The organism is Streptomyces sp. NPDC038707 (assembly GCF_040636485.1).
Taxonomy (GTDB): domain Bacteria; phylum Actinomycetota; class Actinomycetes; order Streptomycetales; family Streptomycetaceae; genus Streptomyces.
Genome location: NZ_JBEZUP010000002.1, coordinates 473,510 through 496,916 on the forward strand (window position 1 = coordinate 473,510; position 23,407 = coordinate 496,916).

At 70.0% G+C, this 23,407-nt stretch carries 29 protein-coding genes and 1 tRNA gene; 10 read left to right on the forward strand and 20 right to left on the reverse strand.

Going from position 1 to position 23,407, the window contains the following annotated elements; genetic code table 11:
- Window positions 1-35: 35 nt before the first annotated feature.
- The 4 genes from AB0E62_RS04750 to AB0E62_RS04765 all read left to right on the forward strand — a co-directional run bounded on the left by AB0E62_RS04750 (window position 36) and on the right by AB0E62_RS04765 (window position 3,958).
- Complete coding sequence (locus AB0E62_RS04750; RefSeq protein ID WP_362187995.1) at window positions 36-1,226, forward strand: nucleotide pyrophosphatase/phosphodiesterase family protein; 1,191 nt, start codon at window positions 36-38, stop codon at window positions 1,224-1,226.
- A gap of 900 nt (window positions 1,227-2,126) precedes the next feature.
- A complete protein-coding gene (locus AB0E62_RS04755) occupies window positions 2,127-2,711 on the forward strand; it encodes a hypothetical protein (protein WP_362187997.1) in 585 nt (194 codons plus the stop codon).
- A 246-nt stretch (window positions 2,712-2,957) separates the two neighbouring features.
- Entirely contained in the window at window positions 2,958-3,716 is a 759-nt protein-coding gene (locus tag AB0E62_RS04760) for a hypothetical protein (RefSeq protein WP_362188000.1), read from the forward strand.
- Window positions 3,713-3,958, forward strand: coding sequence for a hypothetical protein (locus tag AB0E62_RS04765; RefSeq protein WP_362188002.1), 246 nt, complete (start codon window positions 3,713-3,715; stop codon window positions 3,956-3,958). The genes AB0E62_RS04760 and AB0E62_RS04765 overlap by 4 nt, the downstream gene beginning before the upstream one ends.
- A gap of 477 nt (window positions 3,959-4,435) precedes the next feature.
- Here the strand turns inward: AB0E62_RS04765 and AB0E62_RS04770 are convergent, their stop codons facing one another.
- Both AB0E62_RS04770 and AB0E62_RS04775 read right to left on the reverse strand, forming a co-directional pair.
- Window positions 4,436-4,819: a hypothetical protein gene (locus AB0E62_RS04770; RefSeq protein ID WP_362188005.1), complete on the reverse strand. Its 384-nt coding sequence runs from the start codon at window positions 4,817-4,819 to the stop codon at window positions 4,436-4,438.
- Entirely contained in the window at window positions 4,810-5,403 is a 594-nt protein-coding gene (locus AB0E62_RS04775; RefSeq protein ID WP_362188008.1) for an ATP-binding protein, read from the reverse strand. The genes AB0E62_RS04770 and AB0E62_RS04775 overlap by 10 nt, the downstream gene beginning before the upstream one ends.
- Before the next feature lie 175 nt (window positions 5,404-5,578).
- Between AB0E62_RS04775 and AB0E62_RS04780 the strand changes: the two genes are divergently transcribed.
- Both AB0E62_RS04780 and AB0E62_RS04785 read left to right on the forward strand, forming a co-directional pair.
- Complete coding sequence (locus AB0E62_RS04780) at window positions 5,579-6,898, forward strand: helix-turn-helix transcriptional regulator (protein WP_362188010.1); 1,320 nt, start codon at window positions 5,579-5,581, stop codon at window positions 6,896-6,898.
- Window positions 6,895-7,461 carry a flavoprotein gene (locus tag AB0E62_RS04785; protein ID WP_362188013.1) on the forward strand — a complete coding sequence of 189 codons (567 nt, stop codon included), beginning with the start codon at window positions 6,895-6,897 and terminating at the stop codon, window positions 7,459-7,461. Before AB0E62_RS04780 ends, AB0E62_RS04785 begins: the two co-directional genes overlap by 4 nt.
- A 128-nt stretch (window positions 7,462-7,589) precedes the next feature.
- Here the strand turns inward: AB0E62_RS04785 and AB0E62_RS04790 are convergent.
- Window positions 7,590-7,660 (reverse strand) — tRNA-Gly (locus AB0E62_RS04790).
- 498 nt (window positions 7,661-8,158) lie between these two features.
- Here AB0E62_RS04790 and dcd point away from each other — a divergent pair.
- Window positions 8,159-8,734 carry a dCTP deaminase gene (gene dcd, locus AB0E62_RS04795; protein ID WP_030790799.1) on the forward strand — a complete coding sequence of 192 codons (576 nt, stop codon included), beginning with the start codon at window positions 8,159-8,161 and terminating at the stop codon, window positions 8,732-8,734.
- Window positions 8,735-8,747: 13 nt separating this feature from the next.
- A complete protein-coding gene (locus AB0E62_RS04800; RefSeq protein ID WP_362188016.1) occupies window positions 8,748-9,251 on the forward strand; it encodes a phosphoribosyltransferase in 504 nt (167 codons plus the stop codon).
- 72 nt (window positions 9,252-9,323) lie between these two features.
- Here the strand turns inward: AB0E62_RS04800 and AB0E62_RS04805 are convergent, their stop codons facing one another.
- From AB0E62_RS04805 to AB0E62_RS04880, 16 genes are all read right to left on the reverse strand, one after another.
- The gene (locus tag AB0E62_RS04805; protein WP_362188019.1) at window positions 9,324-10,385 is read right to left on the reverse strand and encodes a YIP1 family protein; all 1,062 of its coding nucleotides are present in this window, start codon (window positions 10,383-10,385) and stop codon (window positions 9,324-9,326) included.
- Between the two features lie 131 nt (window positions 10,386-10,516).
- On the reverse strand, window positions 10,517-10,771 hold the full coding sequence (locus AB0E62_RS04810; protein ID WP_362188022.1) for a hypothetical protein: 255 nt from the start codon (window positions 10,769-10,771) through the stop codon (window positions 10,517-10,519).
- A gap of 152 nt (window positions 10,772-10,923) precedes the next feature.
- Window positions 10,924-11,769, reverse strand: coding sequence for a peptidoglycan-binding protein (locus AB0E62_RS04815; RefSeq protein WP_362188025.1), 846 nt, complete (start codon window positions 11,767-11,769; stop codon window positions 10,924-10,926).
- A 118-nt stretch (window positions 11,770-11,887) separates the two neighbouring features.
- Window positions 11,888-12,535, reverse strand: a complete 648-nt coding sequence (locus AB0E62_RS04820; RefSeq protein ID WP_362188028.1) for a hypothetical protein — start codon at window positions 12,533-12,535, stop codon at window positions 11,888-11,890.
- Window positions 12,532-12,780: a hypothetical protein gene (locus AB0E62_RS04825; RefSeq protein ID WP_362188031.1), complete on the reverse strand. Its 249-nt coding sequence runs from the start codon at window positions 12,778-12,780 to the stop codon at window positions 12,532-12,534. Before AB0E62_RS04825 ends, AB0E62_RS04820 begins: the two co-directional genes overlap by 4 nt.
- Window positions 12,773-15,193 (reverse strand): hypothetical protein, encoded by a 2,421-nt coding sequence (locus AB0E62_RS04830; RefSeq protein ID WP_362188033.1) that lies wholly within the window; start codon window positions 15,191-15,193, stop codon window positions 12,773-12,775. The genes AB0E62_RS04825 and AB0E62_RS04830 overlap by 8 nt, the downstream gene beginning before the upstream one ends.
- Window positions 15,180-16,025, reverse strand: coding sequence for a hypothetical protein (locus AB0E62_RS04835; RefSeq protein ID WP_362188036.1), 846 nt, complete (start codon window positions 16,023-16,025; stop codon window positions 15,180-15,182). Before AB0E62_RS04835 ends, AB0E62_RS04830 begins: the two co-directional genes overlap by 14 nt.
- A 74-nt stretch (window positions 16,026-16,099) precedes the next feature.
- A complete protein-coding gene (locus tag AB0E62_RS04840) occupies window positions 16,100-17,242 on the reverse strand; it encodes a hypothetical protein (protein ID WP_362188038.1) in 1,143 nt (380 codons plus the stop codon).
- A 49-nt stretch (window positions 17,243-17,291) separates the two neighbouring features.
- Window positions 17,292-17,945: a hypothetical protein gene (locus tag AB0E62_RS04845; protein WP_362188041.1), complete on the reverse strand. Its 654-nt coding sequence runs from the start codon at window positions 17,943-17,945 to the stop codon at window positions 17,292-17,294.
- 387 nt (window positions 17,946-18,332) lie between these two features.
- Window positions 18,333-18,686, reverse strand: a complete 354-nt coding sequence (locus AB0E62_RS04850) for a hypothetical protein (protein ID WP_362188044.1) — start codon at window positions 18,684-18,686, stop codon at window positions 18,333-18,335.
- A 361-nt stretch (window positions 18,687-19,047) separates the two neighbouring features.
- Window positions 19,048-19,407 carry a hypothetical protein gene (locus AB0E62_RS04855; protein WP_362188124.1) on the reverse strand — a complete coding sequence of 120 codons (360 nt, stop codon included), beginning with the start codon at window positions 19,405-19,407 and terminating at the stop codon, window positions 19,048-19,050.
- Window positions 19,408-19,472: 65 nt separating this feature from the next.
- A complete protein-coding gene (locus tag AB0E62_RS04860; RefSeq protein WP_362188046.1) occupies window positions 19,473-19,763 on the reverse strand; it encodes a hypothetical protein in 291 nt (96 codons plus the stop codon).
- 79 nt (window positions 19,764-19,842) lie between these two features.
- Complete coding sequence (locus AB0E62_RS04865; RefSeq protein WP_362188049.1) at window positions 19,843-20,454, reverse strand: phage tail protein; 612 nt, start codon at window positions 20,452-20,454, stop codon at window positions 19,843-19,845.
- Between the two features lie 45 nt (window positions 20,455-20,499).
- On the reverse strand, window positions 20,500-20,907 hold the full coding sequence (locus AB0E62_RS04870; protein WP_362188052.1) for a hypothetical protein: 408 nt from the start codon (window positions 20,905-20,907) through the stop codon (window positions 20,500-20,502).
- Between the two features lie 221 nt (window positions 20,908-21,128).
- Window positions 21,129-21,329 carry a helix-turn-helix domain-containing protein gene (locus AB0E62_RS04875; RefSeq protein WP_362188055.1) on the reverse strand — a complete coding sequence of 67 codons (201 nt, stop codon included), beginning with the start codon at window positions 21,327-21,329 and terminating at the stop codon, window positions 21,129-21,131.
- Window positions 21,329-21,994, reverse strand: coding sequence for a hypothetical protein (locus AB0E62_RS04880; protein WP_362188058.1), 666 nt, complete (start codon window positions 21,992-21,994; stop codon window positions 21,329-21,331). The genes AB0E62_RS04875 and AB0E62_RS04880 overlap by 1 nt, the downstream gene beginning before the upstream one ends.
- Before the next feature lie 252 nt (window positions 21,995-22,246).
- Between AB0E62_RS04880 and AB0E62_RS04885 the strand changes: the two genes are divergently transcribed.
- A complete protein-coding gene (locus AB0E62_RS04885) occupies window positions 22,247-22,690 on the forward strand; it encodes a helix-turn-helix transcriptional regulator (protein ID WP_362188061.1) in 444 nt (147 codons plus the stop codon).
- 57 nt (window positions 22,691-22,747) lie between these two features.
- On the forward strand, window positions 22,748-23,089 hold the full coding sequence (locus AB0E62_RS04890; RefSeq protein ID WP_362188064.1) for an antibiotic biosynthesis monooxygenase: 342 nt from the start codon (window positions 22,748-22,750) through the stop codon (window positions 23,087-23,089).
- Window positions 23,090-23,177: 88 nt separating this feature from the next.
- On the opposite strand, the gene AB0E62_RS04895 is transcribed toward AB0E62_RS04890, so the two are convergent.
- Window positions 23,178-23,407: hypothetical protein (locus AB0E62_RS04895; RefSeq protein WP_362188067.1), on the reverse strand; the 230-nt coding region annotated here is incomplete at its 5' end.

Genomic DNA, 23,407 nt, shown 5'->3' on the forward strand with positions numbered 1-23,407 from the left:
TTCTGCCCAGCCCCACCGATCGAAGCGGCCCGCCCATGCGTCCCTCCCCACTCGACCTTTCCGAAGCCCCTGTTCCCGCCTACGGCGTCCGTTCCCTCAGCGATCTGCTGCCCGCCATCGCGGCGGGATTCCGCCTGACGGCGGGTAAGGGTCGCACCGCCATCCCGGCCACGGAACTCCGCCTCGACCCCGCCGAGCGCGTCTGCGTCCTCCTCGTCGACGGCCTCGGTGCCGAGCAGCTGCGGGACCACGCCGCGTACGCGCCGTTCCTCGCCGGACTCCTCGGTGACGGGGACGACGCCGGGAGGGACGGAGCCCGCGTGCTGACCGCCGGGTTCCCCTCCACCACGGCCACCTCGCTGGCGTCGTTCGGAACCGGCCTGCCCGCCGGCCGCCACGGACTCGCGGGGTACACGGTGGCGGTCCCGGGGCGAGACGTCCTGATGAACCAACTGCGCTGGGAACCGTGGACCGACCCCGTGCGCTGGCAGCCCCATCCGACGGTCTTCGGCATGTTGCACGCCCGCGGTGTGCACACCGCACAGGTCCTGCCGAGCCGTTTCGCGACCACCGCACTCACCCTGATCGCCGTCTCGGGAGGCCGCTTCGTCGCCGCCGACGACGCCGACGAGCGCATGGACCGCGCCGCCCGGGAACTGGGCGCCGCCGGTCAGACCCTGGTCTACACCTATCTGAGCGACCTGGACGCGGCCGGCCACCAGGACGGTGTCGACTCCGACACCTGGCGCGACCAGCTCATCCGCGTCGACCGCCTCGCCCAGCGCCTGGCCAACAGACTCCCACCCCGCTCGGCCCTCTACGTCACCTCCGACCACGGGATGGTCGACGTGGCACCGGACCGGCGCGTCGACTACGACCACGATCCGGCGCTGCGCGGCGGTGTGGCCCTGCTCGGCGGCGAGGCCCGCGCCCGCCATGTCTACACCTCGCCGGGGGCGGCCGCCGATGTCCACGCCGCCTGGCGGGAGTCGCTGGGGGACCGCATGTGGGTGGCCACCCGCGACGAGGCCGTCGAAGCCGGCTGGTTCGGGCCCCGGGTCGACGACCGCGTCCTGCCCCGCATCGGAGACGTCGTCGCCGTGGCCCACGGCGACGTGGCAGTGGTCGCAACCGAATCGGAGCCGGGCGCCAGCGCGATGGTCGGCCTTCACGGGGCCCTGACCAGCGCTGAGCTGACCGTGCCATTGCTCCAGGTCCGTTCCTAGGGCCCCTGGGAACCCTCCTCGGCGGCCGCCGGCACCTGGCATGGGGGTGGTCCGGAGAGTCAGCCTGAGATACGCGCTGTCTGCTCCCGGAGCGCGCTGTACCGGCATAGGCGAGACTCGCCCCGGTAGCCCAGGAAGGTTTGTCAGCAGGTGATGACCACAGCTCCATCGCCGCCGTTCGCGCCGGCCGCGCCGTTGTCGCCGTCCGCGCCGTCCGCTCCTGAGACGTCGGCTCCCCGGCCGCCGTCACCGCCCAGGCGACCCTCGTCGCCCCTTCCCCTGCCCCCTATCCTCGACTCAGGGCACGCAGAGGGCGCGCCATCCCCGAATTGCACTAGACAACAAGCAAACCCCAGGCCGCTGACCTGGGGTTTTTTTTGGAGTGGGTGACGAGAATCGAACTCGCGCTCTCAGCTTGGGAAGCTTGGGTTTTCTGATTGCGAGAGCACCGCCTACCTGCGGCAGAGCGGTGTCGACGCTTGGTGGGCGGTCGCCTGATTTCCCCGTGTTTCCCGCGGTTCCCCGCACGATCTGGCACACAACTGGCACGCGTGCGCTCGTTCGATTGTGGTCCCGCACTCGTTGGCCAAGTGCCGAGAAGATGCGGGCAAGCCCTGAGGGGGCGGCCCGGTGACACGTTGATGCCACTGTTCCGGGTTGCCGAGTGCCGCTGCCGTTCGCCGTCGTTGCCGTCAGGATTGCCGTCACTGCGAGCGGCAGAGCCGGGAGACCGTCCGCTGCTTTAGCACGCGAGCGGTAAGTGCGGTGAACCCCTGTTCAGGTGGCGTGCGCTCCCTTTGTGCGCTGGTTGCCACCTTGTGTGATTCGCCTGGGCGTAGCACGGTTTAGGGATGCTGCTCGGTGTTGTGCTGCAGGACCACCAGGGGAGGGCGGTACGACGTGGGGTCAGCCAGTCAATGGGCACGTGAGACCTTCGGGGACATAGCCGGTGAACTGGCGGACATCATCCCGGCTTGCCTTCTCCGGGCTCATGATCGTGCCCGGACCGGGCACGAGGGCGTCCACACTCAAACGCTCGAAGCCTACGGACATGGCCTCTACGCAGTGCAATACGAGGAACTGGCCGCCGGCATCTCCGGGCTTGGGGAAACTGTGCGCTTGCAAGGACGCACGATGATGCTCGTCCGCAGCAACCTGATCTACCCCCTGCGCTACGCGAAGAAGAACGTGCCCGTCACGGCTGCACGTCTCCGTCGGGCTACAGGCTTTCGAGCAGACCTGATCCGCCGCCATGGCCCGCCTCCCAGGCAGCAGGCATTCGACCTGGACTGGGGAGAACTCGATGACTCCGAGGTACATCCAGACCTGGAGCTGCTTCCCGAAGACGTGCGGCTCGTTCTTGTCGCCTACGCCTGCTCCATGGAGGAGGGTGTCATGCGCATTGAGTGGGGTTCCGCGGAGCTGCGCCGCGAGGACCGGTACCTGATCTGGCATCGCCACGAGCCGCTGCCCATCGCAGGTTGACCCGGAGCGGTGAACGTGCGGATACAAGCATCAACGGCTCACGACGCTTGTTCTCCAGGCTTGGGCATGGTGGTACCAGTGTCGCAAATCGACTTTAGTGACCTGCGGCTGTCGCGAGCTACGACTGTCGTCACCGGTCGACACTGAGCGGCCTCGGACGGCCCCGAGACGGCCCGAGGTGGGGATGGAGGCAACGCGCTAGCTGAGTCGGGACGGTAGTCGTTACCGTTCATCTATCTTGGTGCGATGCCCATGTCCAACTCGGCTGTACAGAAGCTCGGTAAGCGGCTTGAGCTTCCTGGCGCGGTATCAGAAGAGGACCTCACCCTCCTTGAAGATCTCCTCATCGACTACAGCGAGCTACTCACGGCTGCTCGTGGCGTGATCGATGAGCTGTGCGACATCGTGGAGTGGCCAGTGGGGGTGACGCACCGGCTCAAGACGACGGACACCCTAATTCAGAAGCTGCAGCGAGCGAAGGCTCGCGGGTCGAGCACGAACCTTGCTCGAATACAGGACATCGCTGGCATCCGCGTCTCGGGTCGACTCACCCTAACGGAGCAAGATCAACTCACGGGCATGGTGGTCGAGTGTTTCGAGAGGCAAGGGTACAAGTGCTCTGTGAAAGACCGCCGAGAAGATCCCATGGTCGGTTACAGGGCCGTCCATGTGATCGTCTCTATCGGCGGTAGGTTCGTAGAGATTCAGATCCGTACGGTCGGGCAAGACCTATGGGCGAACATCTTTGAGCGGGTCGCTGACATCTTTGGTCGAGGCATCAGGTACGGGGAGCCTCCGGAGTACGGTGGGCAGGCGGTGACAGACGTCATCTCCAGCATGGAAGGGTTCTCGGCTACCCTGTACGAGGTGGAGACTGAAGTTGCCGCGAGCATCGTCTCCGGTGGCGAGAGGGAAGCTACGCTAGCTCACCTGGATCCCAACCTGGGTAGGCTACGGAAGATCCTGCAAGAGATCGAGGGCATCAGGGGGAGGTCGGCTAAATGAGGGCACTGAGGCACTTCCTGCTGGTCTACAACCGTCACACTGGTGAGACAGATGTCCGGCAAGAGTTCCCGGCCTCCGAGGCTCGTGCCGCCTTGCGCGCTAGGTTCCAGCTTGAGCGGGACCTCAAAGAGCGCGAGGAAATCGAGATCGTGGTCCTCACGGGAGCCTCTCTTGAGGGTCTCCGGAAGACGCACTCACGCTACTTCGGCGGGACGCCCAATCGGACTCTTGCGGGCGTCTGACCTGCGAGTTTGTGTATGCCATAACAGAGCGTAGTAGCGGGTGCTCCAACGGCGAGGTGTAATTACTAAATCGTGACCTAGTCGTTATCTGCAGTTCGCTGAGTCTGTCCGTTGTTTGCTGTTGGCCGCGCTGCTAGGTCGGCGGAGCGGCTTTGGGCTGGAGCTGCTTTGGCGCGAGTGATCATGGCCCCGTAAGCTTCCGGCGCGTCGGGCAGTCTGTGGACCTGCCCGCTAAAGCACGACGTTGGGGCCATGATCTTCGAGGCTCGCGCCAAAGTGGCTGCCTAAAGCCGCGGAGCCGACCGCCCCAGCCACGACGTACCCCTTCTCTCACGTCAGGCGGCTGACTGCTGTGCGCGCGGCACGGGCGCCGGCCGGGCTGGAGCGGGGCGGAGACAGGAGCGCAGGCCCGGCCGGGGGCCGGGCCGCGCGCGGCGAGCGGAGCGAGCCGCCTTGAACCAGTAGAGAAAGTTCGAATCACGCTTTCGGGCGGGGCGTGAAGTCGTATGCGCAGGTCGGGGGTTCGGCGTCCTGGCGGTGTGCGAGGGGCAGGAAGAGTACGGGGCGGATAGTCCAGGTGATGCGTGTGCTGGCGTGGGTCAGTGACACCGTGCAGGGTTCGGCTCGCAGCAGGGCTCGCCGGGTGTCGATCCGGCCGTCGTACATCCACTCCCATGCTGCGGTGGAGGCGTCCGAGTCCAGGGCCGGGGAGATCGTCTTAAGGGCGACCGCTACCCACCGGTCCGCCTGCGGAGCGGAATACGCGTCGAAGGATGCCACCAGTGCCGGCGGGCCCTTCTCGGTCAGGCTCTGTGTCCAGCACTCGCACCAGAAGCCCCGCCTCGGTGCCGTCACCAGCATCGGGAGTCTCCCGGGTGGATGTCGGCCGCCACTTGTGAAGTCGTCGCTCGGTGGGGAGGCGCTTCGGACGTATGGCTCGGTGTGGATTGGTCGTCGCCACCAAGTGGGCGCTGTCCGTGGTGGCGTTGCGGCAGCAGGGGTCGGTCACCGCAGGAGTCTTGGGAGAAGGCGGTGCTGAGCCGCCGGCCGGGTGCGGGGGACAGGTCGATCTCGGTCCAACAGCATTTGCCCCTGTGGTTCCGCTCGGTCCCGTAGCGGTCGGCGAGTGCGGAGACGAGGAGCATGCCTCTGCCGTTCTCGCTGTACGTGTCCGGGAGAACGGCCTGCGGCAGGGATGCGCTGGTGTCATGGACCTCGATTCTCAATACGTCCACCAGGGGGTGGAGGGTCAGGAGGATGTGACTGGAGCCGGCGTGCCGTACGGCGTTGGTGAGCAGTTCGCTGAGGACGAGTTCGGCCCGCTGCGGCACCTCGGCATCCCACACTCCACTCCAGCGCCCTATCGCGCGCACCGCTCGGTGCCGCGCATCGGTGACGGCGATAGGGCTGGCGGGTACCGGCAGGGCGAACTTGTGCGTTTCCATCAACGGCGGCCCTTCATGAACGTGTGCGGCCGTTCCAGGCAAGCAGTCCGGCGCGACCAGCGGCCTGCCCCAATGCGGGCGCTGCATGGGATATGCAGGTTCTGCATCTCGGCGAGGCACGGCTGACCTACGCTCGTTGAGCAGGCGGGGGCAACGGCGGAAGGGGCCGTGACGGATGGCCGCAGCGCACAGTGAGTCGAGACGGATCGGCGAAGTGATCCGCCGTGCTCGGGTGCTACAGGGCCGCTCGCAGAAGGATGTCGCTGCCTCGTTGGGATACCACCAGTCCAAGGTGAGCCGACTGGAAAGCGGGCGTGGCACGGACAACATGGGAGTGCTTCGTGCGGTCGCGGCCGAACTCCGCATCCCAGCACGGGAGGTGGGTCTCGCCGGCGCTCGTGAAGCCTCTACTGCCACTGCCGACCCGGGAGCAGAAGATATGCAGCGCCGCACCTTCATCGCCGCGAGCATGGCCGTGAGTACCGCAGCGCTCACCGCATCCCCCGGTCCTTTCGGCAGTGAATCTTCCGCCTGCGACTCCTCTGACGCGCGCCTCGGCCTCGTGCAGGCGTTGTTGCCGGGAACCAGCCCGGAGGGCACCGGTGCGTCGCTGGATGCGAACTGCCTTCGTCTGCGCGTCGGCGCAGCGCGCAGGCTCTTCCACCTCTGTGACTACGCGGGGCTGGAGCAAGCGCTGCCGGGTCTGATCGCGGACCTGCGGCAGGCGTCCGACGGTACGGCGGGCAGCACCGACCTCTCGGGGTTGCTGGCCACCGCGTATCAGACCCTGACCAGTCTGCTGCTCAAGCAGAACGACCAGGGCAACGCCTGGCTCGCAGTCGGCCGGGCCATGACCGAGGCCGAGCGTTGCGGCGACCCTGTGATCCTGGCGTCGAGCGTCCGCGTGCAGGCCCACGTCCTGGCGCGCGCGCAGCACCCGACTCAGGCTGTCGGCCTGGTCCGGCACACAGCCGAGCGGCTCACCGGGTCCTACGACCGCCGGTCTCCGCAGTACCTCGCGGCCCTCGGACTGCTGTTACTGCGTGGTGTCACCTCGGCCGGCAGCGGCGGGGACCGTGGCGCGGCGCGGGAACTGCTCACGGAGGCGAAGGAAGTGGCGTGCTACGTCGCGCTCGACCGGCCGGATGCCTGGGCCAGTTTCAGCCCCACCAACGTCGCCCTGCACGAGGTCAGCGCCTTGGTGGCCTTCGGCGACGCCGACCGCGCCCTGCGGACGGCCCGCCCGCTCATGCGCCGTCCCCTTCCTGTCCCCGAACGCCGGGCCTCCCTGTGGATCGACACGGCCCGCGCCTACAGTCAGCAGGGGCGGCTCGCCGACGGGTATCAGGCCCTGCGCATCGCCGAGACCTGCGCCGCCCAGGACGTCCGCCGTCCTGCCGTGCGTGAGCTGGTCGCCGGCATGGCCGCCCGCGATCGCCGCCATACCCTGCCGGACCTGCACCGATTCAGCCGCCGCCTGGGAGTCATCGCGTGAACGAGCCGAGCGCTTCGGACAAGAGGCCCTTCCTGTACGTCGTCGTCTGCGCGTGCGGCGTCGCCGCCGACGTCGACAGGCTGATCACAGCCGCGCAGGAGCGACGCTGGGACGTGGGCGTCGTCGCCACCCCCCAAGGCCTGGGATTCCTCGACACCGCGGCGATCGAGAAGCAGACGGGCTATCCGATCCGGTCCGCTTGGCGCGCACCCGGTGATCCCCGTCCGCTCCCGCCGGCGGATGCCATCGCCGTCGCCCCGGCCAGCTTCAACACAATCAACAAATGGGCGGCCGGTATATCCGACACTCTCGCCCTGGGAATCCTCTGCGAGGCATACGGCATGGGCGTTCCCACGACTCTCCTTCCCTACCTGAACGCCGCCCAAGCGGCTCACCCCGCCTACCGGCGAAGCCTGGACCAGCTCCGGGAGATGGGCGTCCTGATCGGCTCCTACGAGCCCCATCGGCCCAAGACAGGCGGCGGCGCCGACAGCTTCCACTGGGAGGAGGCCCTCGACCTCCTGGAGCCGCGGCTTCGTACTCGGTCGTCGGCCGGTCGGTGACCTTCGCCACTGGTGGAGGTCACCCTGCGGGTCCCTCGTGGTGCGGAGCTGGCACGCCTGTGGCATGAGCCACCTATCACGCCGCACAACAACAAGGCCCAGGTCTCTGACCTGGGCCTTCATTACAGAGCGGGTGACGAGAATCGAACTCGCGCTCTCAGCTTGGGAAGCTGATGTTCTACCATTAAACTACACCCGCTTATGTACGGACATGGGGTTCGGGGAATCCCTTGTCCGGACGCTCGCTCACTCTACATCATCGCGGGGCCGGGGTGTTCCGGTGCGGGTGGGATCCGGGTGCGGGTGGCGTGAGTTGGGGCGTACCGTGGGGGCCGGAGTGCCGCCTGGAGAGTTGTCTCTTTGATCCCGTAATGTGGCTTTTGGCGTCCGGGCAGAACGCCGGACGCGGCTCTTGGGGAAGGGACTTGAGGGACTTGATGGAACGCACCGTCGTCCGCTGCGCGGACGGGCACGTCTTCAGCACCGCTTCGTTCCCGATGCAGCAGGCCGGCCGCCTCGGCCCCGGCCGGCTCGTGCGGTGTCCGCGGTGCGCCCGGCTGCGGAGCGCGGTGCCTGTCGTCTTGGAGAAGCGGTAGGCGGGAGCCGGGGAAGCACCGGCCGTAGCCGGAGCGTGACGGGGAGCGCGCGGTGCCGTCGTGATTGCGATGGTTCCCCGCGCCTTGCGTATCCTCGCTACGTGCTTCTCTCAGACAAGGACATCCGGGCCGAGATCGACGCCGGGCGGGTACGGATCGATCCCTATGACGAATCCATGGTGCAGCCGTCGAGCATCGACGTGCGGCTGGACCGGTACTTCCGGGTGTTCGAGAACCACCGCTACCCGCACATCGACCCCTCCGTCGAGCAGGCGGACCTGACGCGGCTGGTGGAGCCGGACGGGGACGAGCCGTTCATCCTGCACCCCGGGGAGTTCGTGCTCGCCTCCACCTACGAGGTCATCACGCTGCCCGACGATCTGGCCTCCCGTCTGGAGGGCAAGAGTTCGCTCGGGCGGCTCGGGCTGGTCACGCACTCCACCGCCGGGTTCATCGACCCCGGCTTCAGCGGGCACGTCACCCTCGAGCTGTCGAACCTCGCCACGCTTCCCATCAAGCTGTGGCCGGGCATGAAGATCGGGCAGCTGTGCATGTTCCGGCTGACCTCGCCCGCCGAGTCCCCGTACGGCAGTGAGCGCTACGGCTCCCGGTACCAGGGGCAGCGCGGGCCGACCGCCTCGCGGTCCTTCCTCAATTTCCATCGGACCCAGGTGTGAGGGCCACTACAGCATGAGCAGCGCAGACGTGCGGGAGAACCTGACCTACGACCTCTTCGGGGTCGCCATCCGGGAGCTGGCGCAGACCATCGCCGACGACGGGTACGAGCCCGACATCGTGCTGAGCATCGCCCGCGGCGGTGTCTTCGTCGCCGGCGGCCTCGCCTACGCCCTGGACTGCAAGAACATCCATCTGGTGAACGTCGAGTTCTACACCGGTGTGGGCACCACGCTCGAGATGCCGGTCATGCTCGCCCCCGTCCCGAACGTGATCGACTTCTCCGACAAGAAGGTGCTGATCACCGACGACGTGGCCGACACCGGCAAGACGCTCAAGCTCGTCCGCGACTTCTGCCTGGACACCGTCGCCGAGGTGCGCTCCGCGGTGGTCTACGAGAAGTCCCACTCCCTCGTGAAGTGCGAGTACGTGTGGAAGCGGACCGACGACTGGATCAACTTCCCCTGGAGTGTCGAGCCGCCCGTGGTGAAGCGGGCCGGGCAGGTTCTCGACGCCTGAGCCCGGTCCCGGTTCCGGTACGCACGCGAAAGGGCCCCCGGTCGCCGGGGGCCCTTTCGCATGCGCGCAGGCTCAGAACGTACCGAGCTTCACGATCGACAGCAGCGCGATCAGCTGGATCGCCGACGCCCCCAGCGCCCTCGGCCAGGGCAGGTCGTGGGAGCGGGAGACCATCAGGGTCAGCAGGGCGCCGGCGCCGAGCCAGGTGGCCCAGCCGAGGATCTGGACGAAGCCGGCGTCGCCGCCGAAGAACATGGCGACGATCAGCCGGGGCGCGTCGGTGAGGGCCGTGATCAGCATGGACAGGCCCACCGTGGGCTGCCAGGCGCCGTTGCCGCCGAGCTGGCGGGCCAGGGTGTGGGTGACCGCGCCCAGGACGAACAGGCCCAGCACCATCACGACCGCCGTCACCAGCACGATCGGCACCGCGTTGGACAGCGTCGCGCTGATCGCGTCCTGGCGGGCGCCGTCGAAGCCGAAGACGGCGAGCAGTCCGTAGAGGAAGGTCACGATGAGGGCGGGGATCCACATCGTGTAGTCCCGCATCCGCAGGAAGGTCTCGTTCGGGGAGAGCACGATCCCCTTCAGCAGGTCCTTCCAGTGCAGGGGCGGGCCGATCGGGGCGGCCGGCGCGGGGGCCGAGCCGGCGTGGTAGGTCGCCCCCTGGGTGTAGCTCGCGGCCTCGTCGACCGAGAACGCCTGGGTGTGGCCCGGCTGGTTCGCCGCGTAGGGGTCGTGCCCGCCGTGCCCGCCGCCCGGGTGGCCGCCGTCGCCGAAGTACTCCGGGCCGTCGTCGGCACCGGCGCCCGGATAGCCGTAGGGCTGTCCCGGCTGTCCCTGGTGCGGGTACGGCGGCTGTGGCGCCGACGGGTAGCCGTACGAGGGGCCCGCGGGATGCGAGGGGCCCGGGCGGCCGTACGGCGGCTGGCCGTACGCCGGTCCGCCGGGCTGTGCGGGGCCGTGCCCGTGCCCGTACGAAGGTCCCTGGGGCGCCTGTTGTCCTTGGGGGGTACGGTCGTCCCGGCCCCCGCGTCCGATCCTGAATCCAGCCACGTCATCGAACGTACCTGGTCCGGCCGGCCCGCGTGACGGGGCCTGTGGCCTTCGCCCGGCTTTGCGGCCGACCTGTGACATCCCCTAAGGGACCGTCAGGCACGGTTTCCGGGGTCCCTGGGGGATCCGCCCGGGTTTCCGGGCGCTGAGCCGGCCGGCGTCAGGAGACCCGCCGGCTCCACCGTGTTCCCAGTGACGCGCCTCCCGTCCGGTCATCTGCCGATCGCCTCCCACAGCGTCACCGCCAGGGCCGTGCACGAGGTGACCGCGGCCAGTGACGGCAGGGGCCAGCGGGTGCGCTCCAGGGCGTCGAGGCGTTCCTCGTGGTCACCGAGGGTCTTGTCGGTCTGGTCGGCGCGCTGGAGGTGGAGCGCCAGATCGCCGCGGGTGGTGGCGAAGCCGACATCCACCGAGCGGCGCAGGCGTTCCAGTTCCAGGGCGACCCCTTCCGCCGGCGGGATCGTCACGGCGACTCCCCCTCGCGCAGCCGGTCCGGGCGGGCGTCCCGCACGGCCGGTACCGGCAGGGCCCCGTGTGCGGTCCGGGCGGTCCGGCGGGTCGAGTGCGTCATCTCACCTGATCCCGTTCTCGTCGGTGTCGCGGGCGCGGTCACGGCGGCTCACCCGCGCGGCACGCGCAGCCTCGTCCAGCTCTCGCGGCCCGGGATGCCGTCCGCGTCCGCGCCGGTGTAGCCGAGCTTGTGCTGCCAGGCCGCGTACGAGCGGCGGTCCGCCTCCGTCCATTCCGGCCCGGGACCCTGCGCGTAGCGGCCACAGCCCTCCGCCACCAGGCGCCGGCCCATCGCGGTGATCACCGGGCTGCGGCGGCCGGCGGTGAAGAACGCCGGGCCGGGGAACGGCTGGTACGTACCGGGGTCCGTCGTGGCGCCGAGCCGCTTCGCGATCCGGTCGCGCATGGCCGGCATCGGGAAACTGGGGTCGATCTTGCGGGTCGTCCACTCCTTGTGGCCGATCACCCGGTCCGCGCTCCAGCCGTGCGCCCGGCAGATCGCCGCCGCGACCTTCTCCACGGCCGTCAACTGGGCCTCGGGGTAGGGATCGCGCCCGTCCCCCCGGTTCTCGATCTCGAACCCGTAGAAGTGGGCGTTGCCGTCGACCGCGTCCGGGCCCGGCCGGGCGGGGAGCGACGTGCCGTTGCGCACGGCGCCGTAGACGGCCAGCGAGCCGCGGCCCGCGTGGTTGGTGCGGCCGTAGCCGACCAGGTGGACCGTGCCGTCCTTGGCGATGACCGCGATGCACAGGGGGCCCGGCAGGTCGGGGCGGCCCGAGCGGCAGACGTCGACGCTGCTCGCGCCGGCCGTGTGGTGCAGCATGACGCCCGCCGCCGGTCCCCAGGGGCCGGCGGTGTCGCGGTTGTGGGTGGTCCAGGCGCCGTGCTCGGCGGTCGTCACGCCCTCGGCGCGCAGGGCGGCGTGGAAGGCGGAGGCGGACAGGGGGGTCGCCATGGGCGTTCCTTTCGGGGGGAAAGGGCGGGGAGCGGAGAGGGAGGGGAACGCCGGAGCCCCGGTGCGCCAGGTGGGGACGCACCGGGGCTCCGGTGGGGAGGGAGGGGGAGCGGTGGGGTCAGAGGGGGTCCACCCGGACGAAGCGGTGGTCGTAGGAGACCGTGTTGGTGCTCGCCACCGACCAGTACGCGGCTGTCGCCGAGTAGGCCACGCCGGCGGTCAGGCCGGTGACGAGGAACTGGCTGGAGGCGGACACCCGGTTGGTGCCGGTGACCGTGCAGGCGCGCTCGGTGGACGACGCCAGAAAGACAGAGCTGTCCGAGACCTTCCGCACGGTCGCGCCCATGTACCCGTAGGACGTGGCCACCGAGTTGTTGATCCAGGCGCCCACCGTCACGAGCGCCTTGCCGGCCAGCGGTGCGGTGAACACGACTGCCATCGGAGTCGGGCTCCCCGACGGCAGGACCTCCACCGGTGTCGTCGAGTTGGTCGTGCCGGGATCACTGCCGTACACGAAAGCCGGGGCCGTCGCCACCGGCTGCCAGGCCGTGCCGGTGTAGTACGTCAACTGGCCGGGACTGGAGAGCCAGGCGACCATGCCGGGGGCCGGGGCGGTGACCGCCGCGTCCCGGGCCGTGGCGGTGGCGAAGCGCAGGATCGTGCGGGCGTCCACCGATTCGGCGAGGGACTGCAGGTGCTGCGGGACATTCGCCGGGTCGGTGGGCTGAGGGTAGGGGATACCGCCGAGCGGTGTGTAAGCGGTCATGCCAGGGTCGCCTCTTCGGGTGCGTCGGGGTCGGGTGCGTCCGCGTCCGGCCGCGGGCCGGGTGCCGTGAGGCCGCCGCCCGCCACCGCGTCGGCGAGCACGACGGTCTCGTCGGTCTCGGGCGGCGCGGGGGGTCCGGGATCGGGGAGGGGGATCACGGTGACCTGCACGGGGGTGAGGATCACGTACGTCTCGTCGGCCGGCGGGTCCGCGACGGGCCCCGGCTCCGCGGGATTCTCAGACACGGGCACCCTCCTTGACCCGGCTCCAGGTCAGGCCGGACGCGGTGAGGTCGGCCAGCGTCGGGTAGGCGGCGGAGACGGCTGCGTAGGACGCCGAGGGCACCGCCGCCGGACTGCTCGGTGCGTCCGGGGTGAGTCCGGAGTCGCCCGGCGGGGCACCTGGGTCGACTCCCCGCAGGGTCAGCGTCTGCTGGACGCCTCCCTCGGCGGTGGCCGTGGTGCGGATGCCGATGACCCAGGCGAGGGTGTCCAGCACGGCGCCGGTGGTGTCGACGACGCGGACGACGTCCCCGAGCTGGAGGCGCGGGTCGTACAGCACGTCGACGTCGCCGATGACGGGCACCGGCAGTACGCCCGCGGAGCGCATCGCTGTGGCGAGGGCGGTCGCGGATTCGAGGTCCTGCACCCAGTCGGTGCTCTCGGCGGTGTACTCCTGGCGGCCGTAGTACTTCTCGCTGGCGACGCCGTCCGGGTCGTTCGCCGGGTCGTCCAGAAGGGCGATGGCCGTGCGTTCGACCGGATCGGCGCTCCGCTTGTACGTCGACAGGCGCAAGGACGGCTTGCCGTCGGCGGTGGCCATGTACAGCGTCTGGTCGCTGCGGTTGGTGAACCGGACGACGAGGTAACCGTCCTCGCGCCGGACCAGTATGTCCACCATGCCCTTGACGGGGATGCCGCCTGAGGGGTCGGTGCTGAAGCGCACTTCGCTGTCATACACGAGGAGGATGGTCTCGAGGGTGACGGGCGGGATGACGTCGAATTCCTCGTCGGACATCAGGTACTTGACGGTGGTCGTCGACCGCCGGGGCAGGGCGCGGATCTCCTCTTCCTGGAGGGTGACGCTCCGCGCGGGATAGATGTCCGACCAGTCCTTGTACGGCTGGACGCAGTAGTTGCGGCAGGCGTCGATCTCCTCCGTCACGGTGAAGGACGAGATCTCCCGGACGCTGGTGAGGGTGAGGTCGGGAGTGGTCGGCCGGGTGGCGAACCGGGTGTGGTTGCGCCACCGGAAGACGCCTCGCTCGTCGATCTCGGCGGTGGACATGCTGGCCTTGGCGATCTGTGAGATCACCTCCCACTGGGAGCCGCTCACTCGGGGCACGGTGCGCAGGGGCAGGATCACGTCGTCGAGTTCCGCGCTCTTGGTCCACTGCCAGGCACCCGTGTGCGAGAACTCGGCAGTCGTCGGCATCGCGGGCAGCCCGCTGGTGACCTGCAGACACTCGGCCGGCAGGTCGGTGGAGAGCGAGACCAGGTGCAGCTCGGACTTCGGCTGGAGGCCCACCGTGTTGCCGAACGTCGCTTCGGCCCCGACCAGTTGAGTGCCGTCCGGAGCGGTGAGCCGGGGTCGTACGGTCGGGTAGACGGAGTCCGTTCCGCCCGTGGTGTCGAACCAGGCACCGATGTGCCAGACGCCCCGCTGGCTCAGGACCGGCCAGGACCACTGGAAGTAAGGCTGGAAGTAATAGTTGTCTTCCCAGTCGGTGGAGGACATCCGTATCCAGCGCTCGGTGAAGTTCACGGCCAGCTTCAGGTACCCCGACTGCCCTGTGCCGCGGTTCAGTTCCAGCTGGATGACGACCTGGTCGTCGTTGCCGATCTGGTCGTCGCCCGTGGGGCTGTCGTAGCGGAGGGCGTTGTTGACCCAGACCTCGGCGAACAGCGTGCTGCCGGGCACCGTGACGCGGCTGCGGGGGTGCCAGGTGGCCCGTAGCCGGGGTCTCTTGGGGACCAGTGCGATGCTGTGCGGCGCGCCGTCCCGGACGAAGGTGTACGTCTGCGGGTCGGGCGCCCACGCGAGCTGGCCGTACGGCGTGCTGAACCCGCCGTGCAGCGAGGCGTAGACCAAGGTGAGCGGCTTGCCGTCGGCGAAGTCCGGGTAGCGGGCCGGCGGGCAGGCGTACAGTCCGCCCTGGCGCAGCAGTTCGGAGACGCACCAAGTGGCCGACGACACCCGGCCCCAGGAACCGGACGGATTGGGATTGGGAAGGACAGCCGGCCCGCGCAGCCGTTCGGCTCCGTCGAGGGCGGTGACCTGCACGGAATCGCTGCCGGAGGGGGCGGACCGGGAGCGGATCGTGCCCCGGAAGGCGGGCAGCGCGGCGGGGCCCACGCCGCCCTCGTGGACCACGGACTGGCCGGGGCGCACGATGTCCCCGGTGGCGCGGGCGGCCCACGGTGAGTAAAGCTCGGGTGCCGTCCGCCCGCCGGTGCCGGACAGCTGCACCTGGAGCTGGGCCGCGGAGGACCCGGAGAAGGCGCGCATCGCGGCCGGCAGATCGGTGGCGTACGACCGCTCGAGCTGCCAGGACTGCACCTGCGCCGAGACGTCCTTGCCGCCGAGCCGGGTGCGGTGCCGGGCGGTCCGCTCGCCGGCGGCGAGCGCGGCCGTGGTGGCGTCGTCAGCCCGCTGCACCGGACACCTCCACCAGGTCGATGCCGATGCTCCGGTACGGCAGCGGACGGCCGGGGGCGTCGGTGTAGCCGGTGACCGACATCGGCGGCAGGCCGTCACCGGGGATGCCCGCCTGTGCCGTACCGCCGTAGGTGAAGCAGGCTCCGGCGAGCGCGTAGGTGCCCGCGGTGCCCGGCTTGGCGGTGGGAGTGGCGTAGACGGCTCCCGCCGGGACGGTGCCGGTGACGAGGGGGCCGGTGGCCGCGAGCGTGGCGAGGTAGCTGCCGTCGGCCTTCTTGAAGTCGATGCCGACGCTCACGGTGCCGAGTGCGGCCAGGGCCGTCGGGGCGTGGAAGGAGATCTGAAGGCCCGGGGAGACGGGGAAGTTGCCGCCGCTCCCCGGTGTGCCGGTGTAGCGCCAGGCGAGGGCGCTGGTGGCATCGGCGGCGGTGTGGACGAAGGTACCGGGAACGGTGGTGCTCTCGGAGACCGCGCCGGTCGTGGAGGTCTTGAACCACTGTGCGAGTCCGGTGACGTCCACGGCTCCGGCGGTGCCGGTGCCTTCGGCCTGGGCGGGTGCCAGGACGTTTGCGGCGGCGGGGTCGACGACGTACACCGGGCCCGGGCCGCCGGTCCGGCGGGCGATCCGGTCCAGGGCGCGCGCGTGGGCCGGGGCGAGCAGCTCCCAGGACAGCTTGAGCCGGCGGACCGGGGACGCGGCACGGGTGACGGTGACCCGGCCGCCGAGCGACTTGAACTCGGTAACGCCCAGGTCGGCGCTGCGGTCGAAGGACTTGGCGGCCTGATCGATCTCGGTCATGGCGCCGGGCGGGCCGATCCAGAGGTTTCCCATGGGGACTCCTGAAGGCATGAGAAAAGGCCGACGGGCGGAAGCCGTCGACCGGAGGAGGGGTGACTGCCGGCGTCCTACCGGCGGGCCAGTTGCCGCTGGCCCAGGAACACGGCGCGGGCGATCTCCTGGGAGTCGATGCGGACGACGACGGGACGGTCGGCGAGCTTCTCGACGGCGGCCGCGAGGGTGCGCAGCCCGCCGCCCTGGCCGAGCATCCCCTCCAGCTTGGACAGCGGGATGACGGCCTCGTGCTCGCCGGCCTCCCCGAGCAGGGCGAGGGTGCCGCCGGGGCGGGCCTGGACGACACCGCCGGTGGCCAGCTGGGGGACCGGCACGTGCCAGCGGGGGAAGCCGAACGACCGGCCGCCGAACTTCGGTACCCAGCCCGGGATGCTGATGTGGATTCCCTCGAGCGCGGCGAACAGGATGTTCAGGGCGACGGCGAGGCCCGTCATGGGGGAGACGACGGCGTTGCCGAGACCGCTCAGCAGGGGGCCGGCGTTCCGTACGAGGGCGCCCACCGCGGAGCCGATGCCCTTCATGGCGGCCGAGACGCCTGTCTGCAGCAGCTTGGTGACCTTGTCCATGTTGACGAACTGCGCGATGAGCGGCGTCAGCAGGGTCATCACCAGCCCGAAGGGGTTGGCGGACATCGCCAGGTTCAGTCCGCGCTGCGCCAGCGAGGCTCCCTTGAGCCCCTTGCCCAGGCCGCCCATCGACTTCCCGCCCCGGTCGGCGTTCTTCGCGGCCTTGCCGACGGATGTCTCGACGGCGTCGGCCTGTTTCCGGACGTTCTGCAGCTCGCCCCGGGCGCCGTGGGCGGCGGTCTTGAGCTTGTCCAGGGAGGCCTTGAGCTTGTCGGATCCGGTCCGGGCCCGGCCGATCTGCCCGTCGGCGTCGCGCGAGGCCGACTTGACCTTGTCGAGTCCGCCGCCTGCCTGGGTCGCGGTGGTCCTGAGCTTGCCGAGGGAGGTGTGCAGTCTGTCGGCGCCGGACTTGACCTGGGTGAGGGCCGTGGGCACCTGTCTCGTGCCCGTCCTCATTCCGTTCAGGGCCGTGGTGGCCTGGCCGGCACTCTTGCCCGCTTTGCCGAGCGAGGCGGACACGTTCTCACTGGCCGTTCGGAGCGAGGTGAGGGAGGACGAGGTCTGGCCTATTGCGGTGCGGAACCTGGTGAGAGAGGTTGTCGCCTGGCTCAGTGTGGATTTCAGACTCATGTGTCACCGACCTTTCAGTGTATTTGCGGATCGGCCCTGCTCTGATCGGTCAGGCGCCGGCACCGCCGCCTCCGGTGCCACCGGAACCGGTTGTGCCGCCGCCGGTTCCGCTCCCACCGCTGCCGCCTTCGCCGATCTGCTGCTGCAGATCCCTGATCGCGGTCGCCGTATTCCGGATCTGGGTCATGAACCGTTGGGCCCGCTCCTGGGCCTCTCCCATTTCCCGTTGGGCACGCTGGGCGCGCTGCTGCATCTCGTCGAACTGCCGCTGGGCGCGGCGTGCGTGTTCCTGCAGTTGGGCGGCCTGCTGGAGGGGGGTCCCGTCGGTGGCGGGCGCGGAGTCGTCGGTGGGCTGCTGCCGGGTGCGCCGTAAGCGCTGGACGTACCCATCCGTATATTCCAGCCCAAGACGTTCGAGAATCTTCTCCTCGTTCAAGCGGACGACCGAGGGAACCTCGACCTTGATGAAGTCCCAGGCGATCTTCGCGAACACCCCCTCGGCGACAATCAGCGTGCCTTCGCTCTTCAGCCAGTTTCCGTTGGCCCAGCTGGCCGCATCCTGCTCCAGATCGGCGACTCGGCTCGCAAGGGAAGGTTCTCCTTTTGCTTGGGCCGTGCCGCTTTCCGAGAGCCCGATCGCCGCCCGGATTTTCGCTATGTCACCGCGGATGATCTCTGCTATTTGTTTGGCTTCTTCGGCCATTTTGGAGTACATATTGACGTACCTCCTGCTGGTCTGGACTCCCCGTCGGGCCGGTGCGTCCCAGAGGTCTGGTGGACGAGGTGGCGCACGGGCGGATGAGAAGAGTGGGCAGGCCTGCCGCGGGAGTGGAGGACTGCGTCCTCGGGACCGGCTTCTCTCGGCCGTCAGCGGTCATGGTCGGGAACGTGGCTGCCGGCGGGCTGTTCCTGACGGGCGCGATCGCCCTGACCGTGCGCTGAGCACGCAGACGGGTGGAACGGGGTCTCCCGGGCGCGGCGGAGGATGCCGTCCCGGACCGGTCGTCGGGGGAAAAGCCCTGACGAAAGGGGGAAACGACGGAGGTCCCGGCGGAAGGAGCACCGGGACCTCGTTGATGGCGCTGAGCTGTCAGGAAGGGTCGTCCGAGGGGTGCGGACGCGCGGCCGGCGGGCCGGACGGGTGCGGATACGGGCCCGGGGCCCCAGGCGTCGGCGGCCGCTCCGGCGGGTCCTGCGCACCGCCGGCCGGGCGAGGTGCCGGTCCCGGTCCGCCCGCCTGCCACTCGTCGTGCTCGCCCCGGTCGCGCCAGCCCTGTCCGTACGCCCGGAGCTCCCGCCGCTCGATCTCCGATCGCGTGGTGACCACGAGATCGGGAGGCAGGCGGCGGCCACGCATGCGGGTGGCCAGCATGCGCCGCAGTTCATCGGTGGCCTCGGCGTCGTAATCGAGCCCGCCCGGCACCGCGCCGTCGTTCTTTGTCACTCGGCCCCATCCCCTCCGCACCGCTCACCCCGTTATCAAACATATGAGCGATCGATGATCGAGAATACCTGACGCCTCTCCCACGCCACCGGAAAAAGGAAAGTCGGAGGGTGGGCTTCAAGCCACCTCTTGGCTGCCGCTGATCCGGCGGGTATTACCGCCCGCGAAGACGGCTCCGGAGACGCGTCCGCCGGCGGGCCGACGGATATCCCAAGCGTGAACCGGCCTTGATGGGGCCCATGGGAGTGCCTGCGCCCGCACTGCCGTGACCAGCGGTGCGCCGCGTGGGCTGCCGTGGTCTATCGGTAATCAGTCATACTTCGCTTCACTCCTGCGCCACCACGGCCGGAACCGAGAGGTGTCAGGAGAAGAACTGGGCCAGCTCGGCGGGCCCCGGATTGCGGAGGCGGGGCAGGTCCGGCGAACCGGTCGGTGGCGCGGGGTCCTCCGGGCCGGCGGCCCGCCCGGTCGCACCCGGCCGCGGCACCGGCTCGGGGTACTCCAGCGGTTCCGCGTCCTCGTCCCGGTTGACCGTCGCGAACATCCAGTTGGCCTCGGCGAGTCGGTCGACGGCGGCGGCGAGGAGGTAGTCGGTGACCGACCAGTCGACCGCCTCGCCGTGCAGCTCGCGTGCCGTCGCGCTGTCCGACGGCAGGTGCTTGACCAGTACCGCGAGCCGGCGTGAGGAGAGCCCGCCGCGGTGCCAGTCGAGCAGGTCCACGCCGTAGTGGCGGAGCAGGTCCGCCTCCAGGGCCTCGGCGTGCTCGTCGACGAACACGCCGAGGCTCAGCCTTCCCCCAGGCCGAGCCCGGTCTCCTTGCCGTACGCCTCCATGATCGCCGCGATGTCCTGCATGGTGATGTCGTGGCGGTCGAAGCGGGCGTACTGGGCATCACCCAGCAGCACCCGCAGCAGACCGTCCACGTCGTTGTCGTCCAGCTCGCGCAGGGCGCGGGCCGTCGTGCGGGTCAGCTCGGTGGGGAGCGTGAAGGCGTCACCGTCGATGGTGAACGACCAGCTCCGGCCGAGTGCCTCGAGGCGCTGGGCTCGGGCGGCGCCGACGTCGAAGCCTGCCATGGGTCAACTCCGTTTCGGTTGAGGAGCGGGTGGGCCGGGACGCACGTCCCGGCCCACCCGCCGGGGGGAGGGGGAAGAGTTACTTGGCGATGCTGCTGGTGCCGGTTCCGGTGCCCGTGCCGGTGCTGTACGACGCGTCGTTCGTCAGGAAGGTGGCGAGCGGCTTGATGTTGTCGACCGCCAGCGCCGTGAAGGTGACGCCGAGCTTGATGGAGGCCGTGCGGGTCAGCGAGAGTTCCTCGGTCTCGGTGACCTGGCCGCGCGGGATGACGAAACGGTAGGTGATCTTGTTGCCGTCGCTGAACTGGATGCCGAGTGCCTTCTCGTTGAACTCCGGCGCGGAGGCCAGGTCGTACTTGTAGAGGCCCGATCCCGTGGCCGTCTCGGAGATGGCGGAGCCGCCCATGAAGAAGGGCAGGGTCTCCTCGTTCATCTGGAGCAGCTGGAACTTCACGGTCAGGTCGCGGTCGGAGTAGATGAACCGGGCCGGCGAGACCGACTGCCAGGTCTCGACCGGGTCCAGCTTGTCCTTCTTGGCGAGCTTGATGCCGTCCTGGGAGGTGTAGCCGAGGTCCTTCCAGCCGGCCGCCCATTCGGCGGTGGTGTCGGCCGGCGCGGCCGTACCGACCGGGGCGACCAGGATGCGTCCGGTACCGGCGACGCGGATTTCATTGGCGTTGCTGCCAGCCATGCGTGTCTCCTTGGAGTGGGTGTGATGCCTCAGCGGCACCGGTGCTCAGGCGAGGCGGATGAGCAGCCGGACCGTGGAGTGGTAACGGTTGGCCGCCGGCCGGTTCCAGTCCGGCAGCCAGCGCGGTCCGTCGGCCTCGAGCACGTCGGTGACGCGCGTCGTGCCGTAGGGGGTGCCGCGCAGGGCGAGAACCGCCGACCGGACCTTCAGGGACAGGGCGTGCGCGGTGGTCTTGTCGGGTCCGTAGACCTCGAAGTCCACCAGCGGCTGGTCGAGGTGCTCGTCGTCGGTCCAGGCCCCGCCGGCGCGGGAGACCAGGACGACCTGCTGGGTGCCGTCGAATCCGCTCGGCGGAACGTTGTCCACGGTGGCGGCGGCGAGTTCGGTGCGGGTCTTCAGATGGTCGACGACGAGTCGCTCGACATCGGGGAAGGTGACCGCCGGATCGGCCATGTGAGGGCCTCCCTTCGCGAGGGGATGGCTACGACGAAGCGGCGGGCCGGGCGCGGACCGTTCGGGCCCGGGCGCAGCTCCGCCGCTGCACCAACTGTGACACGTTGCGAGCGCGAGCGCAACAAGAGATCTGCTGGAGTTTGGCGGGTGCCGTCGTGGAACGCGCGTCGCCCCGCCACACCGGGAGGTGTGACGGGGCGACGGGGCGGGCCGATGTCCGGCTACCGGCGGACGGGCAGCCCCCGCGCGGCCCGCTCGGCGGCGAAGACGTCCTCCAGGCGGAAGAGGTGGGCGCGGCCCTGTCTGCCGGCCGCGGTCAGCCGGCCCAGCTGCACCCACTTCCGTACGGTCGCGGCGGAGACCCCCGCTTCCGCGGCGGCCGTCGCGCCGGTCACCAGGGTCGGCGTCGGTACGGGCGCCATCAGGCGGCTTCTTCCGTGGCCTCGGCGGCGTCGACGAGCTCGGCGATCCCGTCGGCGTCCGCCCCGGATGCCAGGGCGAGCTCCGCCCACGACGACTCGGCCCAGCAGTGGCGGTGGCCCGGGTCCTCGGCGCACGCGCAGTGCGGGTCCGCGCACCGGCAGCCCGGATTGACGCAGAGGACCGTCCGCGCGGCGGGCAGGGCGCGCAGCGAGACCGAGTCGCACCAGGGGCAGCGGCCGTCGACCCGCACCATCGCCTCCGGGGTGCCGAGCGCGCGATTGCCGCGGCGGACCATGCGCCGGCACTCGTCGAGCACGTGCCGGACGAGGACCGGGTGGCCGGCCGCGCGGTCCAGCAGCTCCGCGATGCGGCGGAGCCGTTCGGGCACGTCGGCGCGGGGCGGGCGGCCGAGTCCGAGCTTGTCCCGGACCGCCTCCTCCAGTTCGACGACGCCGTCGGTGATGTCGCGCAGGGCGTCGGAGACATGGAGCCGTACGGGGGCCGAGCCGGCGCTGCCGCCGGTGCCCCGGGAGCGGCCGGCCGACGACGCGGGCCGCCCCCCGCCCGGCGTCAGCTCGGTGAGCAGTTCCGGGAACTGGCGGGCGAGCAGGTCGATCCAGCGGGCGGCGCGTGCGGTGTCCTGGGGGGAGGTGCTGCTGGACATGGACGGGACACTCCGATCCTGGGAGGGGGGTGCTGGGGAGTCCGCGGGGGAGATGTTGCGCGTGCGCACAGAGCTTGGCATGTTGCGTGTTCGCACGCAATGAGTGCGGCAAGGGTTGTCGTCCACGGGGGAGACTCCCTGTGCCGGGTTGGCGGGAAATCTCGCTATGTGCGTGCGCGCGCCCACATATTTCGTGTGCGCACGACCGATAGAGTGGCATCGCGGAACGGAAAGCAGGGGAGCACCTTCCAGATGAAGAGCGATGCCGAGCACATCGAGGAATTCGCCGACTGGGTCGAGGATGTGATGCGGGCGCGCGGCTACGACATCGACAGCCCACGCGGCGGCGGCAAGACCAAGCTGGCCGAGGACGCGGGCGTGCACCGGGCGGCGATCACCCGCCTGTTGCAGCGGCAGAGCATGCCCGACCTGGACACCATGAGGGGGCTGGCCCGGGCCCTCCGCGTCCCCGTGCGGGACGTCCTCATCCGGTCCGGCAAGCTCACGGAGGAGGATCTGCCCCTGTCGCCGCCCGCCGCGGGGGCGGCCGCTCCCGGGGCGCCGGCCCTCTCCGCCGAACAGGCGGCGGCCGCCCTGGGGATCCCGGACCACCTGCGGGCCGCGTTCGTCCAGATCACCGAGCAACTGCGGGAGCGGTCCGCGGCGGCCGGCGCGGACGGGCGGGAACGGCCGTGATCCTCCTGCCGCCCTGATGTCCTGTCCCGTCCCCGGGGGATGGTCCAGGATGGGTCCATGAGCGTAGTGAAGATCAACGTGCTGACCGTTCCCGCCGAGCAGCGGGAGGTGCTGGAGAAGCGGTTCGCCTCGCGGGCCCACGCGGTGGAGAACTCCGACGGCTTCGAGTGGTTCGAGCTGCTGCGGCCCGTCGAGGGCACCGACCAGTACCTCGTCTACACCCGCTGGCGGGACGAGGAGTCCTTCCAGGCCTGGATGGAGGGGCCGATGAAGACCGCGCACCAGGGCGGCGGTGGCGCGGGCGGCGGTGAAGGCGGCGAGCGTCCGAAGCCGGCGGCCTCCGGCTCGACCCTGTGGTCCTTCGACGTGGTCCAGCAGGCCGGCCCCAAGGGCGCCTGAACCGGACGTCCCCCGCGCGGGCCCGCGGAAACACGACGGCGCCCCCTGCCTGTGCGAAGCAGGGGGCGCCGTACGTGCGGGGAGCGGGTTACTTCACCGGCTCCGGCTCCGGCGCGCTCTCGGTCTCCGCCTCGCCCGCCGGGTCGGCCGGCGTCTTGACGGAGTCGAGCAGCAGCTGGGCCACGTCCACGACCTGGACGGACTCCTTGGCCTTGCCGTCGTTCTTCTTGCCGTTCACCGAGTCGGTGAGCATGACCAGGCAGAACGGGCAGGCGGTGGAGACGATGTCGGGGTTGAGGGAGAGGGCCTCGTCGACGC

What these genes read in the sequence shown, in the direction of transcription:
- AB0E62_RS04860 (WP_362188046.1), bottom strand. Translation starts at nt 19,763, where the DNA reads ATGGCAGGCTTCGACGTCGGCGCCGCCCGAGCCCAGCGCCTCGAGGCA.
- AB0E62_RS04775 (WP_362188008.1), bottom strand. Translation starts at nt 5,403, where the DNA reads ATGGAAACGCACAAGTTCGCCCTGCCGGTACCCGCCAGCCCTATCGCC.
- AB0E62_RS04885 (WP_362188061.1), top strand. Translation starts at nt 22,247, where the DNA reads ATGAAGAGCGATGCCGAGCACATCGAGGAATTCGCCGACTGGGTCGAG.
- AB0E62_RS04890 (WP_362188064.1), top strand. Translation starts at nt 22,748, where the DNA reads ATGAGCGTAGTGAAGATCAACGTGCTGACCGTTCCCGCCGAGCAGCGG.
- AB0E62_RS04780 (WP_362188010.1), top strand. Translation starts at nt 5,579, where the DNA reads ATGGCCGCAGCGCACAGTGAGTCGAGACGGATCGGCGAAGTGATCCGC.
- AB0E62_RS04750 (WP_362187995.1), top strand. Translation starts at nt 36, where the DNA reads ATGCGTCCCTCCCCACTCGACCTTTCCGAAGCCCCTGTTCCCGCCTAC.
- AB0E62_RS04880 (WP_362188058.1), bottom strand. Translation starts at nt 21,994, where the DNA reads ATGTCCAGCAGCACCTCCCCCCAGGACACCGCACGCGCCGCCCGCTGG.
- AB0E62_RS04805 (WP_362188019.1), bottom strand. Translation starts at nt 10,385, where the DNA reads ATGTCACAGGTCGGCCGCAAAGCCGGGCGAAGGCCACAGGCCCCGTCA.
- AB0E62_RS04800 (WP_362188016.1), top strand. Translation starts at nt 8,748, where the DNA reads ATGAGCAGCGCAGACGTGCGGGAGAACCTGACCTACGACCTCTTCGGG.
- AB0E62_RS04835 (WP_362188036.1), bottom strand. Translation starts at nt 16,025, where the DNA reads ATGGGAAACCTCTGGATCGGCCCGCCCGGCGCCATGACCGAGATCGAT.
- AB0E62_RS04815 (WP_362188025.1), bottom strand. Translation starts at nt 11,769, where the DNA reads ATGGCGACCCCCCTGTCCGCCTCCGCCTTCCACGCCGCCCTGCGCGCC.
- AB0E62_RS04845 (WP_362188041.1), bottom strand. Translation starts at nt 17,945, where the DNA reads ATGGCCGAAGAAGCCAAACAAATAGCAGAGATCATCCGCGGTGACATA.
- AB0E62_RS04770 (WP_362188005.1), bottom strand. Translation starts at nt 4,819, where the DNA reads ATGCTGGTGACGGCACCGAGGCGGGGCTTCTGGTGCGAGTGCTGGACA.
- AB0E62_RS04875 (WP_362188055.1), bottom strand. Translation starts at nt 21,329, where the DNA reads ATGGCGCCCGTACCGACGCCGACCCTGGTGACCGGCGCGACGGCCGCC.
- AB0E62_RS04870 (WP_362188052.1), bottom strand. Translation starts at nt 20,907, where the DNA reads ATGGCCGATCCGGCGGTCACCTTCCCCGATGTCGAGCGACTCGTCGTC.
- AB0E62_RS04760 (WP_362188000.1), top strand. Translation starts at nt 2,958, where the DNA reads ATGCCCATGTCCAACTCGGCTGTACAGAAGCTCGGTAAGCGGCTTGAG.
- AB0E62_RS04865 (WP_362188049.1), bottom strand. Translation starts at nt 20,454, where the DNA reads ATGGCTGGCAGCAACGCCAATGAAATCCGCGTCGCCGGTACCGGACGC.
- AB0E62_RS04840 (WP_362188038.1), bottom strand. Translation starts at nt 17,242, where the DNA reads ATGAGTCTGAAATCCACACTGAGCCAGGCGACAACCTCTCTCACCAGG.
- AB0E62_RS04820 (WP_362188028.1), bottom strand. Translation starts at nt 12,535, where the DNA reads ATGACCGCTTACACACCGCTCGGCGGTATCCCCTACCCTCAGCCCACC.
- AB0E62_RS04765 (WP_362188002.1), top strand. Translation starts at nt 3,713, where the DNA reads ATGAGGGCACTGAGGCACTTCCTGCTGGTCTACAACCGTCACACTGGT.